Source organism: Streptomyces sp. NBC_00353, assembly GCF_036108815.1.
GTDB lineage: Bacteria > Actinomycetota > Actinomycetes > Streptomycetales > Streptomycetaceae > Streptomyces.
Genome location: NZ_CP107985.1, coordinates 5,375,617 through 5,388,857, shown reverse-complemented (window position 1 = coordinate 5,388,857; position 13,241 = coordinate 5,375,617). Strand labels below are relative to the sequence as shown.

Below are 13,241 nucleotides of genomic sequence, written 5' to 3'. Positions count from 1 at the left end.
CGGGGATTGCTTCTGGCTGCTTGCTGCTACTCGAACCCGATGACCGCTGAGCTAGATGCTCAGTGGATCTCGGGACGGAGGACCTTGGTCCGGAGGACCGACTCGTTCAGGTTCATCTGGCGGTCGAGCTCCTTGACGATCGCAGGCTCGGCCTGCAGATCGATGACCGAGTAGATGCCCTCGGGCTTCTTCTTGATCTCGTAAGCGAGACGACGACGGCCCCAGGTGTCGACCTTCTCAACCTTTCCGTTGCCCTCACGGACGACGGAGAGGAAGTTCTCGATCAGCGGGGAGACAGCGCGCTCCTCGAGATCGGGGTCGAGGATGACCATCACCTCGTAGTGACGCATGTGGAACCCACCTCCTTTGGACTCAGCGGCCACGGTCGTTCCGTGGCAGGAGGGTCGTGATGCGTAAAGCAACAGTGTCTCCGAGTAAAACAGCCGACACTGACAACGCCCTCCATCGAGAGGGGCTGATGTGCTGGCCTGGGCAGACACCGGTGCAGACCGTACAGAGTACCCGCACACCGGCTTCCGGTTGAAATCCGGTGCTCAGGAGACGCAATCTGTACACATCGGGTGTGAGCGGCGACACCATGCGCCGCCTTTCGGCCAGGAGGTACTCCATGGCACAGACAATGCGAACCCGCCCTGCCGTTTCCCTGCTGGCCACGGACGGCAGGCCCCATCCGCTCCAGGACACCCTGGTGGCGGTGACCATCGTTCTCGGCCTTCTCGCCTTCGTGACGGCGATGTTCCACAGTCTGCATCTGATCAGCTCGTGGGCCGGACTCGTCGGGATCCTGACGGGTGCGTACGGGCAGTACATCTCGGTGACCACGCGCGAGAGGTTCCCGCTGATCCTCGGCATGGGCGCGTCCGCCATCGGATTCTTCCTGGGCATGGCCCATGGAGGCCTCTTCGGCGGCGTGGTCGGCTGATCCCGGCCCGGACCCGGCCGAACACATCGGGACCCGGCGCCGGTCCACACCACGGGACCGTCCAGGTCCCGGTGGACCGGGCCGCCGGGTTCCACCGGGTCGGCAAGGTCCCATAGGGCCAGACGGGGCGCTCCCCGGTCGCAGTAGGCTTCGGCGCGAGAGCCGGAGCCCCTGACCGATGGGGACACACCTGCCGAGGAGCGCCCCGACATGAGCCTGACCCTGAGGACCATCAGCCGAGAGCAGCATCTGGCGTACATCCAGAGTCTGCCTTCGGCCAGTCACTGCCAGGTCCCGGCGTGGGCTGATGTGAAGACCGAATGGCGCTCGGAGAATCTGGGATGGTTCGACAAGAGCGGCAAGTTGGTCGGCGCCGGCCTAGTCCTGTACCGCCAGCTGCCCAAGATCAAGAGGTACCTCGCGTACCTCCCCGAGGGCCCGGTCATCAACTGGTACGCCCCGAACCTGGACGACTGGCTGCAGCCGATGCTGGCGCATCTCAAGCAGCAGGGGGCCTTCTCCGTGAAGATGGGCCCGCCGGTCGTCATCCGTCGCTGGGACGCGGCCGCCATCAAGTCCGGTATCCAGGACCCTGATGTGAAGCGTCTGCGCGACGTCGAGGCCACCCACATCGAGCCTCGTGCCTTCGAAGTCGCTGACCGGCTGAGGAAGATGGGCTGGCAGCAGGGCGAGGACGGCGGCGCCGGATTCGGTGACGTACAGCCGCGGTATGTCTTCCAGGTCCCGCTGGCCAACCGGTCGTTGGAAGACGTCCTCAAGGGCTTCAACCAGCTGTGGCGCCGCAACATCAAGAAGGCCGAGAAGGCCGGTGTCGAGGTCGTCCAGGGCAGTTACGAGGACCTCGCCGAATGGCAGCGGCTGTACGAGATCACCGCGGTCCGCGACCACTTCCGGCCGCGCCCGCTCTCTTATTTCCAGCGCATGTGGACGGTACTCAACTCCGAGGACCCCAACCGCATGCGGCTCTATTTCGCGCGGCACAACGGCGTGAACCTGTCGGCGGCGACGATGCTCGTCGTCGGTGGCCACGTCTGGTACTCGTACGGCGCATCCGACAACATCGGGCGCGAGGTCCGGCCCTCGAACGCGATGCAGTGGCGCATGCTGCGCGACTCGTATGCGATGGGCGCGACCGTCTACGACCTGCGCGGCATCAGCGACTCGCTCGACGAGACGGACCACCTCTTCGGTCTGATCCAGTTCAAGGTCGGTACCGGCGGCGAAGCCGTCGAGTACGTCGGCGAGTGGGACTTCCCGCTCAACAAGCTGCTCCACAAGGCTCTCGATATGTACATGTCGCGCCGCTGACGAAACCGGCTTCATTCGTTTCAATAGGTGCTTCAGCAGGCATGCCTGAAGGCAGGCCAACAATCTCAGGCACTTCATCAAGCTCCGCATACCTCTGATACACCGCAGCCACCAGAAAGGTTCCGGACCAGCCATGGCGCTCTCCCTCTACGTCGACACCGCGCGCTGGCGGGCGCACCAGAAATCCGTGCTCGACCAGTTCCCCGGGCTCGTCCCGGTCTGCAAGGGCAACGGATACGGCTTCGGTCACGAGCGGCTCGCCGACGAGGCGATCCGCTTCGGCTCCGACACCCTGGCCGTCGGCACCACCTATGAGGCGGCCCGCATAAAGGACTGGTTCAGCGGCGATCTGCTGGTGCTCACCCCGTTCCGGCGGGGCGAGGAGCCGGTGCCGCTGCCCGACCGCGTCATCCGGTCCGTGTCCTCCGTGGACGGTGTGCACGCCCTGGTCGGGGCCCGTGTCGTCATCGAGTGCATGAGCTCGATGAAGCGTCACGGCGTCAAGGAGGAGGAGCTGGGGCAGCTGCACGCCGCCATCGAGGACGTACGCCTCGAAGGTTTTGCCCTGCACCTGCCGCTGGACCGGACGGACGGCTCGGACGCCGTCGAGGAGGTCATCGGCTGGATGGACCGCCTGCGGGCGGCCCGGCTGCCGCTGCACACCATGTTCGTCAGCCATCTGCGTGCCGAGGAACTGGCCCGGCTTCAGCAGCAGTTCCCGCAGACCCGCTTCCGCGCCCGTATCGGCACGCGGCTGTGGCTCGGCGACCACGACGCGACGGAGTACCGGGGCTCCGTCCTCGACGTCACACGTGTCGTCAAGGGCGACCGGTTCGGCTACCGCCAGCAGAGGGCCGCCTCCGACGGCTGGCTGGTGGTCGTCGCCGGCGGTACGTCGCACGGCGTGGGTCTGGAGGCCCCGAAGGCCCTGCACGGCGTGATGCCGCGGGCCAAGGGCGTCGCCCGCGCCGGCCTGGCCACGGTCAACCGCAACCTGTCACCGTTCGTCTGGGCGGGCAAGCAGCGCTGGTTCGCCGAGCCGCCGCACATGCAGGTGTCGATCCTGTTCGTACCTGCGGACGCGCCGGAGCCGAAGGTCGGGGACGAGCTGGTCGCCCATCTGCGCCACACGACCACCCAGTTCGACCGTCTCGTCGACCGCTGAGGCGCTGGGCCGACCCGGAGAACGACCGTTGAGGCCAGGGCCTCGCCGAGGGCTCGCAGCCTTCCGGCGAAGCCCTGTTCAGTCGGCGGCCGATTCTTGCGCCGCGCCCCACTCCACCCACGGTCCCTCGACCGCGTGCGCCGCGTGCCGCGGCCGGTGCGTCGCTGCGTGGCCCAGCACAAAGACGTCCTCGGCCCCGTCGAGCACCCCGCCCGACGGATCGTCCGACCCGTCGCGGCGTACGACGTCCCGCTCCGGCATCAGGATGTCCCGTACGACGACGGCGCAGAGGTACAGCGTGCCCAGCAGATGCACGGCGATCGCCAGCTGGTAGCCCTCCGTCGGCAGCCCCTGGTGCTTGTCGCCGCTCGTCGTGTACGCGAGGTACATCCAGATCCCCAGGAAGTACATGACCTCGCACGCCTGCCAGATGAGGAAGTCCCGCCAGCGCGGCCTGGCCAGCGCCGCAAGAGGGATCAGCCACAGCACGTACTGCGGTGAATAGACCTTGTTGGTGAGGATGAACGCCGCGACGACGAGAAACGCCAGCTGAGCGAAGCGGGGCCGGCGCGGGGCCATCAGTGTCAGCACGCCGATGCCCGCGCACAGCAGGATCGTCAGCAGCAGCGAAATGTTGTTGACGGTGTCGACCGAGATGGAGATCCCGGCACGCTGCGCGATGATCAGCCAGAACGAACCGAAGTCGAGCGGCCGGTCATGGCTGAACGTGTAGAACTTCTTCCACCCCTCGGGCGCGAACACCATCACCGGCAGGTTCACCACCAGCCAGGATGCGGCCGCGCCGAGCGTCGCCACGAAGAACTCCCGCCATTTGCCCGCGCGCCAGCAGAGCACGAAGATCGGCCCCAGCAGGAATACGGGATAGAGCTTGGCGGCCGTGGCGAGGCCGATGAGGACGCCGAACGCCAGCGCCCGCTGCCGGGACCACATGAGCATGGCCGCGGCCGTCAGGGCGACGGCCAGCAGGTCCCAGTTGATCGTCGCGGTGAGCGCGAAGGCGGGCGCCAGGGCGACCAGCAGCCCGTCCCACGGGCGGCGCCGGTGCGTACGGGCGACACACACGGCCATGACCGCGGTACAGATCATGAGCATGCCCGCGTTGACCATCCAGTACATCTGCTCGCGGTACTGCATGGAGCCGCCGGGCGTCAGCCAGGCCGCGACCTGCATGAACACACCCGTCAGTACGGGGTACTCGAGGTACTGCATGTCGCCGCTCAGCCGGTCGAAGTACGGCACGAGGCCGTCGGCGAAGCCACGCCCGACGAAGAGATGCGGAATGTCGGAGTAGCAGGCATGCGTGTACTGCGAACTGGCACCTCTGAACCATGCCCAGTTGTAGCAGGGCGCCTTCTGCACCATGCCGAGCGCAAACATCCCGATGGCCACCAGCGCGACGACACGCACGGGTGTGAGCGGGCTGGTGCCGGTCCTCGCCCAGCGTCCCGACCGGCCGCCGATCAGCTCGCTGCCGGCCGCCGCGATCTCGTCCTGTTGCGTGGGCCGTACGACGGGCCGCTCCTGGTGCACGCTCGTGTCCTCTGCGCTTGGCATGCCGCACATCCTGCCGTACGGGACTGTGGAAACGGCGAGGGCCGCCGCACCGAGTGGTGCGGCGGCCCTGGGGACGTCTCCTGCGGCTCCCCCTTCGCCGGCCTGTCGGCCGAGTGGAGCGCTTGCCTGCCGGGCGCTACCCGGCCGGACCTCCGAAGATGTTCCCGTTCCCGTTGCCGTTGCCGTTGCCGCCACCGGCGCCCCCGGGGGACGACGTCGGGTCTGTCGAGGGCACGGGCGTTCCTCCCGTGCTGCCGTCGGTCGTTCCGGTGCTGCCGCCTGTGTTGGTGCCGCCATTGCTGTCCTGGCAGTTCCAGTCCCACGCCTTGCAGCTCTTGCTCGGGCCGGGGTTCGGGAAGGACGGGGTGCTCGAAGGCGTCGAGGACGGTGTGCTGGAGGGGGTCTCCGAAGGGACGATGCTCGGCGTCGGGCTGGGGCTCTTCGCGCCACCGCCATAGACCGTGTCGCCCCAGGGCTCCGGCTTCGGGAAGCTCTCGGGCGGAGTTCCCTTCAGCGCTTCAAGCATGTAGTCGTGCCAGATCTGGGCCGGGAACGACGCACCGTGGATCGTCCTCTCGCCACCCGTCCCGTACATCTTCTCGAACTTACGGTTCTTGTGCTTCTCGTTGTCGTCCAGCCGGTACATGCTGATGGCCGTCGACAGCTGCGGGGTGTAGCCCACGAACCAGGCGGACTTGTTGTCGTCCGTCGTACCCGTCTTGCCCGCCACGTCGCGGCCGGGGAGCTGGGCAGGCGTGCCGGTCCCCTTCTCCACGACGTTCTTCAGAACGTCGGTGACGTTGTCGGCGATGGCGGTGTCGAAGGCGCGCTTGTTGACCTTCTTGTGCTGATAGATGACCTCGCCGCGGTACTTGACATTTTCGACCGAGTACGGATCGTGCTGCATGCCGCTGGTGGCGAAGGTGCCGTACGCCCCCGCCATCCGGATGGCACTCGGCTGGGACGTACCGATGGAGAAGGACGGAACGGTCGAGTCCGCCATGGAGCTGTCGTCGCGCAGGCCTGCGGCGATGGCGACGTCCTTCACCTTGTCGGTGCCGACGTCCATGCCGAGCTGGACGTACGGGGAGTTGGCGGACCACTGCATGGCCTCGCGAAGGGTGATGTTGCCCCTCGACTCATGGCCGTCATTCGACTGCAGCCACTCCTTGCCATTCTCGTCGGTCCAGACCTCACCGTTGTACTTCTTGATCTTCAGCAGGTCGTCGGCGTTGTAGATGCTCTTCGGCGAGACCTTCGTAGTCTGCGATTCGTCCTGATCCGGGCCGCCGGCCGGGTCACGTTTGCCGTACTCCATCGCGGCCGTCAGCACGAACGGCTTGAAGGTCGAACCGACCTGCGCACCGGTGGTGTCGGCGTTGTTGGTGTAGTGCGTCGTCGCATTCTGGCCGCCGTAGATCGCGGCGATGGCACCAGTTTTCGGATCCACCGAAGCTCCACCGAACTGGACGTGCGTGTCCGTCTTGGGGCGCTGCTTCGGCTTGATCTTGTTGTCGTAGACCTTCTTGACCGCGGCGTTGAGCTTGTCCACCTTGCCCTTCACGAAGGTGGTGTGGATCTCGTATCCGCCCTGGGCAAGCTTGTCCGCGGTGATGCCCTTGGTGTTGTTGTTGAGGAAGTTCGACTTGGCCAGGTCCACCAGATAACCGATCTGGCCGTCCAACTCCGCACCCTTCTTCGGCGGGTCCGGCATGGGGAATCCCTGCTTCAGGAACTTCTGGCGATCCTCGGGCTTCATCCGGCCGTCCTTCACCTCTTCCTCGAGGATCCAGGCCCAGCGCTTCTTCGCGCGATCCAGGTTCTTCGCCCGGGTGGCCTGTATGGGGTCGTACTCGGGCGCACCCGCCGGGTCGTAGTAGGTCGCGCCCTTGAGCAACGTGGCCAGGAAGGCACACTGGCTCGCGTCCAGGTCCCTGGCGTCCGTCCCGTAGTACGTACGAGCCGCGGCCTGGATCCCCGATGCACCTCGTCCGTAGTACGAGATGTTGAGGTAGTCGGCCATGATGTCCTTCTTGTCCATCGTTTTGCCGACCTTGAGCGTGATGAACAACTCCTCGAACTTGCGGCTCAGCGTCTGATCCTGAGAGAGCCGCGAGTTCTTCACATACTGCTGGGTGATCGTCGAGCCACCCTGGGTCTCACCACCCTTGGCCATGTTGTAGAGGGCCCGGGCGATACCCATGGGGTCGATACCACTGTCCGTTTCGAACGACTTGTTCTCTGCTGAGATGACAGCGTTCCGCATGGCTGCGGGGATCTGCGAGTAATCGATGATCTGACGGTTGGTCCCACCACCCGTGGCGACCATCTGCTTGCCGTTCGCCCAGTAGTAGACGTTGTTCTGCGCCTTGGCAGCATCCTTCACCTTGGGCGTGCCGACCATCGCGTACGCCAGCCCGGCGAAGCCCATGAGCAGGCCGAGGAAGCCGATGCACAGACCGGAGACCAGCCTCCACGACGGCAGCCAGCGCCTTGCTCCGTACTTGCCGGCGCGCGGGTAGTCGATGAAGCGCTTCTTGGCAGGAGGCTGATTGCCGCGCCCCCGACCCCGGCCGGGGCCTTCGCGCCCGTCGCCGCCACCACGACGGCGACCTCCTCCGCCATAACCTGCGCCACCCCCCTCGGCGGCACGACGCCCGCCACGCTGGGCGGCCCTCCTGGCCTCGGCGCGTCCGCCGTACGGACTCTCCCCGCCATAAGAATCGGAAGGTGACTCGGACGTTACTCCGCGTGACGGCGCTGCACGGCGTCCTGAGGACGACTGGGCGGCTCGTCTGGCCGCGGCACGCCCGCCACCTTGCGGTTGCTGCGTTTTGCGACGGTGCTCGCTCATCGAACGACTACTCCTCGGGCAGGCGAGAACGCCTGGAAGCGGCAGTTGAGATCCGGTCCCCCCGAATTACGGACCAGCCCTGCGACAGGCTCATCCGCAGCCGATCCGGTCGGTCCGCGATGACTGACGCGCGCGGACGCCACACGGTTCCCGGTGGTCTGCATCCCGCACAGACTACGCACGGCCAAAACCCCCCTAGAGCCGAAGTTCACCCCAAATAACGCAAGTCGCTTCCTACGAATTGATGATGTGACGCCGTTCACGACGGTCCCACTTGTCGCAACGCGACGAGCGATCTATCGTCTGGATGTATCGAGTCGATACATCAGCTCGGCATAGGGCTCCGCGAGAGCACTCGGAGTAAGGAGGAGGCGAAGTTGAGCAGACGCTCCGGCATCCTCGAATTCGCCGTACTCGGCCTGCTCCGCGAGTCGCCGATGCACGGGTACGAACTGCGCAAACGCCTCAACACCTCGTTGGGGATCTTCCGCGCCTTCAGCTACGGCACCCTCTACCCCTGCCTCAAGACGCTGGTCGCCAACGGCTGGTTGATCGAGGAGACGGGAAATGCTCCCGTCGACCTCCCGCCCGTCACCGGCCGTGCGGTCGCCCCTGCTTCTTCACTGGCTGGGCGCCGCGCCAAGATCGTCTACCGGCTGACGGCAGAAGGTAAGGAGCACTTCGAGGAGCTGCTCTCGCACACCGGCCCCGACTCCTGGGAGGACGAGCACTTCGCAGCCCGCTTCGCCTTCTTCGGGCAGACGGAGCACGAGGTGCGGATGCGCGTGCTGGAAGGCCGCCGCAGCCGGCTGGAGGAGCGCCTGGAGAAGATGCGCGCCTCTCTGGCACGAACCCGCGAACGACTCGACGACTACACACTTGAGCTGCAGCGACACGGCATGGAGTCCGTGGAGCGCGAAGTGCGCTGGCTGAACGAGCTCATCGAGAGCGAGCGGTCGGGACGGGATCAGCGACGATCCTCGCCCGAGGGCTCGGCTCCGCAGAACACAGCAGGAGAGTCGGACGGCCTGCCCCGGCATCGGGGTCATACCCCGCCGGATCCGTCCGACGACACCGGCAAATGAAGTCCCGGCAGTTCCGCAGGGCCTTCATCGGAATCACCGAGAACACTCAACACAGGGAGCAACCGGAATGGGTTCGGTTCGCGTAGCCATCGTCGGCGTGGGCAACTGCGCCGCCTCGCTGGTGCAGGGCGTCGAGTACTACAAGGACGCCGATCCGGCCGGCAAGGTGCCCGGTCTGATGCACGTCCAGTTCGGCGAGTACCACGTGCGTGACGTCGAGTTCGTCGCCGCCTTCGATGTCGACGCGAAGAAGGTCGGCCTCGACCTCGCGGACGCCATCGGCGCGAGCGAGAACAACACGATCAAGATCGCCGACGTGCCGAACACCGGCGTGACGGTCCAGCGCGGCCACACCCACGACGGTCTGGGCAAGTACTACCGCGAGACCATCGAGGAGTCCACCGAGGCCCCGGTCGACATCGTCCAGGTCCTCAAGGACAAGCAGGTCGACGTTCTCGTCTGCTACCTGCCCGTCGGTTCCGAGGTCGCTGCGAAGTTCTACGCGCAGTGCGCCATCGACGCCAAGGTCGCGTTCGTCAACGCCCTCCCGGTCTTCATCGCCGGCACCAAGGAGTGGGCTGACAAGTTCACCGAGGCCGGTGTTCCGATCGTCGGTGACGACATCAAGTCGCAGGTCGGCGCCACCATCACGCACCGCGTGATGGCGAAGCTCTTCGAGGACCGGGGCGTCGTCCTGGACCGCACGATGCAGCTGAACGTCGGCGGCAACATGGACTTCAAGAACATGCTCGAGCGTGAGCGCCTCGAGTCCAAGAAGATCTCCAAGACGCAGGCCGTCACCTCCCAGATCCGTGACCGTGAGCTGGGTGCGGACAACGTGCACATCGGCCCGTCTGACTACGTGGCCTGGCTGGACGACCGCAAGTGGGCGTACGTGCGCCTCGAGGGCCGCGCCTTCGGTGACGTTCCGCTGAACCTGGAGTACAAGCTCGAGGTCTGGGACTCCCCGAACTCCGCCGGTGTCATCATCGACGCCGTGCGTGCCGCGAAGATCGCCAAGGACCGCGGCATCGGTGGCCCGATCCTCTCCGCGTCCTCGTACTTCATGAAGTCCCCGCCGGTCCAGTACTTCGACGACGAGGCCCGCGAGAACGTCGAGAAGTTCATCAACGGCGACGTCGAGCGCTGACCCGACCGGAAACGGCGCGTCATCGTAGGAGGGCGATGAGCGGCAACGCTCTTCCTCTCCCGCATCGTTGAGGGTCCCCGGGTAATCCGCCCGGGGACCCTCAACGTATGTGACCCTTGCCCTCATGCCCGTCGTACGTGATCTGCGCGTACTCCTGCGCCTTCGGAACTTCCGTCGTCTGCTCGCCGTACGGCTCCTCTCCCAGTCCGCCGACGGCGTCTACCAGGTCGCCCTCGCCGCACACGTCGTCTTCTCCCCGGAGAAGCAGACATCGGCGGGAGCCATCGCCTCCGCGATGGCCGTACTACTGCTTCCGTACTCGCTCATCGGCCCCTTCGCCGGCGTCTTCCTGGACCGCTGGCCGCGCCGCCAGGTCTTTCTGTACGGCAATCTGCTGCGCAGCGCCCTCGCCTGCTGCACCGCCCTGTTGATCCTCGGCACCGCGCCCGACTGGCTCTTCTACGCCTCGGCCCTGTGCGTCACCGCCGTCAACCGCTTTGTGCTGGCGGGCCTTTCGGCCGCACTGCCCCGGGTCGTCGACGAGGACCGGCTGGTCATGGCCAACTCGCTCTCACCGACAGCGGGAACGCTCGCCGCCACGGCAGGCGGGGGCCTTGCCTTCGCCGTGCGTCTGGTCGCGGCGGACTCCGATGCGGCGGTCGTGCTGCTGGGAGCGGGGCTCTACCTTGCGTCGGCGCTCGCATCCCTGCGCCTTGCGGCCGATCTCCTCGGGCCGGATCCGGGCAGCCCCCGTCTCCGGCTGAGGGACGCCCTGGCCGCCACCGCACGGGGACTCGTCGGCGGACTGCGCCATCTGGCGGAACGGAAGGACGCAGCACGGGCGCTGGCCGCCATCACGGTGATCCGGTTCTGCTACGGGGCGCTGACCGTCATGGTGCTGATGCTGTGCCGGTACGCCTGGTCCGACAGCAACTCCGGCGGACTGGCGCTGCTCGTCCTTGCCGCGGGGTTCTCAGGTGCGGGATTCTTCGCGGCGGCCGTGGTGACGCCCTGGGCGGTGGGGTGGCTCGGCCGGTTCCGCTGGATGGCGGCCTGTGCAGCCGCGGCCGCCGTCCTCGAACCCGCACTGGGGTTGTGGTTCAGCCCGGGCCCGATGTTGGTCGCGGCGTTCGTCCTCGGACTGGTCACCCAGGGAGCGAAGATCGCAACGGACACCGTCGTACAGACGTCGGTGGACGACTCCTTCCGCGGCCGGATCTTCTCCCTGTACGACGTGCTGTTCAACGTGGCCTTTGTGGGCGCTGCCGCAGTGGCCGCCCTTGTCCTGCCTCCTGACGGCGAGTCGGCCGCAGTGGTGATCGGAGTTGCCGCGCTCTACACGATCGTCGCAGTGACGATGTTCCGGTGGAGCCGTGTCGCTGGAGTGCTATGACGGCGGCCACCCCGGCGTTCCGCCACCGCAGGGCCGGCCGCCCCAAAACTTCAGACCTGTGAGCGCACCGAGCGCCACCACGGAAACGAGGACGCCGTGAACCGCCAGGAAGACCGCGACGAGGGGCACTGTTTCACGTGAAACAGTGCCCCTCGCCCCATCGGTCGCGTCATGTTTCACGTGAAACATGACGCCGGCTCCGACCTCAGGTCTGCGCGGCCCACCACTTCTTGAGCTCAGCGACCGCGGTGTCGTGCCCCATCGGGCCGTGTTCCATCCGCAGCTCCAGCAGGAACGCGTACGCCTTGCCGATGACCGGCCCAGGACCGACACCCAGCGTCTGCATGATCTCGTTGCCGTCCAGGTCGGGCCGGATGGCATCCAGCTCTTCCTGGTTCTTCAGCTGTGTAATGCGCTCCTCGAGTGCGTCATACGTCCGCGAGAGGGCACCGGCCTTGCGCTTGTTCCGCGTCGTGCAGTCCGAGCGGGTCAGTTTGTGCAGCCGTTCCAGCAGCGGACCCGCATCGCGCACATACCGACGAACTGCGGAGTCGGTCCACTCCCCGTCGCCGTAGCCGTGGAAGCGCAGATGCAGCTCCACCAGCTTCGAGACGTCCTTGATCATGTCGTTGGAGTACTTGAGCTCGGCCATTCGCTTCTTGACCATTTTGGCGCCCACCACCTCGTGGTGATGGAACGAGACGCGCCCGTCCTTCTCGAAGCGCCGGGTCCGCGGCTTGCCGATGTCATGGAGCAGCGCAGCGAGCCGCAGGGTCAGATCGGGCCCGTCCTCCTCCAGATCGATCGCCTGCTCCAGGACGGTCAGCGAGTGCTCGTAGACGTCCTTGTGACGGTGATGCTCGTCACTTTCCAGTCGCAGCGCGGGCAGCTCCGGCAGCACCTGCTGTGCCAGTCCCGTGGAGACCAGCAGGCCAAGGCCCTTCCGGGGGTGAGCGGAGAGCAGCAGCTTGTTGAGCTCCTCACGGACCCGTTCCGCTGAGACGATCTCGATGCGTCCTGCCATCTCGGTCATCGCGGTGACCACGTCGGGGGCGACGTCGAAGTCCAACTGCGCGGCGAAGCGCGCGGCGCGCAGCATGCGCAGCGGGTCGTCGGAGAACGACTCCTCGGGCGTCCCGGGGGTGCGCAGCACGCGCTCCGCCAGGTCCTCGAGGCCGCCGTGCGGGTCGATGAAGTCCTTCTGCGGCAGCGCGACGGCCATCGCATTGACCGTGAAGTCGCGACGTACGAGGTCTTCCTCGATGGAGTCGCCGTAGGAAACCTCCGGCTTGCGCGAGGTCCTGTCGTACGCCTCTGACCGATACGTGGTGACTTCGATCTGGTAGCCGTTCTTCTGGCACCCCACCGTGCCGAAGGCGATACCGACCTCCCACACCGAGTCCGCCCACGGACGGACGATCTTCAGGACGTCCTCGGGGCGGGCATCAGTGGTGAAGTCCAGGTCGTTCCCCAGCCTGCCGAGAAGCGCGTCCCGGACCGAGCCGCCGACCAGGGCGAGACTGAATCCGGCATCCTGGAAACGGCGGGCGAGGTCGTCGGCGACCGGGGACACTCGCAGCAGTTCGCTGACTGCGCGGTGCTGCACCTGGGTCAGGGCACTGGAGATGTCTTCATTGGCGTTCGGCACAACAGAAAAGGGTACGTGCCCGGACCGGCCCGGGCGTCATCGTTTCTTTCCGCCCTGCAAGACTCTCCCGATCACCACCAAGCGCACTCCCCAGCACGT

Annotated in this window: 10 protein-coding genes; 6 read left to right on the top strand and 4 right to left on the bottom strand. The window is 66.4% G+C overall.

Annotated elements, in window-relative coordinates:
- Nucleotides 1–59: 59 nt before the first annotated feature.
- On the bottom strand, nucleotides 60–350 hold the full coding sequence (gene rpsF / locus OHA88_RS24385) for a 30S ribosomal protein S6 (RefSeq protein ID WP_030930552.1): 291 nt from the start codon (nucleotides 348–350) through the stop codon (nucleotides 60–62).
- A gap of 278 nt (nucleotides 351–628) precedes the next feature.
- Between rpsF and OHA88_RS24380 the strand changes: the two genes are divergently transcribed.
- The 3 genes from OHA88_RS24380 (at nucleotide 629) to OHA88_RS24370 (ending at nucleotide 3,437) form a co-directional block, all read left to right on the top strand.
- Nucleotides 629–943: a hypothetical protein gene (locus OHA88_RS24380; protein WP_328627062.1), complete on the top strand. Its 315-nt coding sequence runs from the start codon at nucleotides 629–631 to the stop codon at nucleotides 941–943.
- A gap of 210 nt (nucleotides 944–1,153) precedes the next feature.
- On the top strand, nucleotides 1,154–2,272 hold the full coding sequence (locus OHA88_RS24375) for a lipid II:glycine glycyltransferase FemX (protein ID WP_267004130.1): 1,119 nt from the start codon (nucleotides 1,154–1,156) through the stop codon (nucleotides 2,270–2,272).
- Nucleotides 2,273–2,405: 133 nt separating this feature from the next.
- On the top strand, nucleotides 2,406–3,437 hold the full coding sequence (locus OHA88_RS24370) for an alanine racemase (protein WP_030973776.1): 1,032 nt from the start codon (nucleotides 2,406–2,408) through the stop codon (nucleotides 3,435–3,437).
- A 78-nt stretch (nucleotides 3,438–3,515) separates the two neighbouring features.
- On the opposite strand, the gene OHA88_RS24365 is transcribed toward OHA88_RS24370, so the two are convergent.
- Nucleotides 3,516–5,012 (bottom strand): glycosyltransferase family 87 protein, encoded by a 1,497-nt coding sequence (locus tag OHA88_RS24365; protein ID WP_328627061.1) that lies wholly within the window; start codon nucleotides 5,010–5,012, stop codon nucleotides 3,516–3,518.
- Nucleotides 5,013–5,148: 136 nt separating this feature from the next.
- Nucleotides 5,149–7,866 carry a transglycosylase domain-containing protein gene (locus OHA88_RS24360; protein ID WP_328627060.1) on the bottom strand — a complete coding sequence of 906 codons (2,718 nt, stop codon included), beginning with the start codon at nucleotides 7,864–7,866 and terminating at the stop codon, nucleotides 5,149–5,151.
- Between the two features lie 377 nt (nucleotides 7,867–8,243).
- On the opposite strand from OHA88_RS24360, the gene OHA88_RS24355 reads away from it, so the two are divergent.
- The 3 genes from OHA88_RS24355 to OHA88_RS24345 all read left to right on the top strand — a co-directional run bounded on the left by OHA88_RS24355 (nucleotide 8,244) and on the right by OHA88_RS24345 (nucleotide 11,494).
- A complete protein-coding gene (locus OHA88_RS24355; RefSeq protein WP_267004122.1) occupies nucleotides 8,244–8,951 on the top strand; it encodes a PadR family transcriptional regulator in 708 nt (235 codons plus the stop codon).
- Nucleotides 8,952–9,018: 67 nt separating this feature from the next.
- On the top strand, nucleotides 9,019–10,101 hold the full coding sequence (locus OHA88_RS24350; RefSeq protein ID WP_030973768.1) for an inositol-3-phosphate synthase: 1,083 nt from the start codon (nucleotides 9,019–9,021) through the stop codon (nucleotides 10,099–10,101).
- 124 nt (nucleotides 10,102–10,225) lie between these two features.
- Nucleotides 10,226–11,494 (top strand): MFS transporter, encoded by a 1,269-nt coding sequence (locus tag OHA88_RS24345; RefSeq protein ID WP_328627059.1) that lies wholly within the window; start codon nucleotides 10,226–10,228, stop codon nucleotides 11,492–11,494.
- Between the two features lie 205 nt (nucleotides 11,495–11,699).
- Here the strand turns inward: OHA88_RS24345 and OHA88_RS24340 are convergent, their stop codons facing one another.
- Entirely contained in the window at nucleotides 11,700–13,142 is a 1,443-nt protein-coding gene (locus tag OHA88_RS24340) for a CCA tRNA nucleotidyltransferase (RefSeq protein ID WP_328627058.1), read from the bottom strand.
- Nucleotides 13,143–13,241 lie beyond the last annotated feature (99 nt).

Bases quoted from the DNA above. Each gene is read 5' to 3' on its own strand.
- rpsF (WP_030930552.1), bottom strand. From the start codon at position 350: ATGCGTCACTACGAGGTGATGGTCATCCTCGACCCCGATCTCGAGGAG.
- OHA88_RS24380 (WP_328627062.1), top strand. From the start codon at position 629: ATGGCACAGACAATGCGAACCCGCCCTGCCGTTTCCCTGCTGGCCACG.
- OHA88_RS24375 (WP_267004130.1), top strand. From the start codon at position 1,154: ATGAGCCTGACCCTGAGGACCATCAGCCGAGAGCAGCATCTGGCGTAC.
- OHA88_RS24370 (WP_030973776.1), top strand. From the start codon at position 2,406: ATGGCGCTCTCCCTCTACGTCGACACCGCGCGCTGGCGGGCGCACCAG.
- OHA88_RS24365 (WP_328627061.1), bottom strand. From the start codon at position 5,012: ATGCCAAGCGCAGAGGACACGAGCGTGCACCAGGAGCGGCCCGTCGTA.
- OHA88_RS24360 (WP_328627060.1), bottom strand. From the start codon at position 7,866: ATGAGCGAGCACCGTCGCAAAACGCAGCAACCGCAAGGTGGCGGGCGT.
- OHA88_RS24350 (WP_030973768.1), top strand. From the start codon at position 9,019: ATGGGTTCGGTTCGCGTAGCCATCGTCGGCGTGGGCAACTGCGCCGCC.
- OHA88_RS24345 (WP_328627059.1), top strand. From the start codon at position 10,226: ATGCCCGTCGTACGTGATCTGCGCGTACTCCTGCGCCTTCGGAACTTC.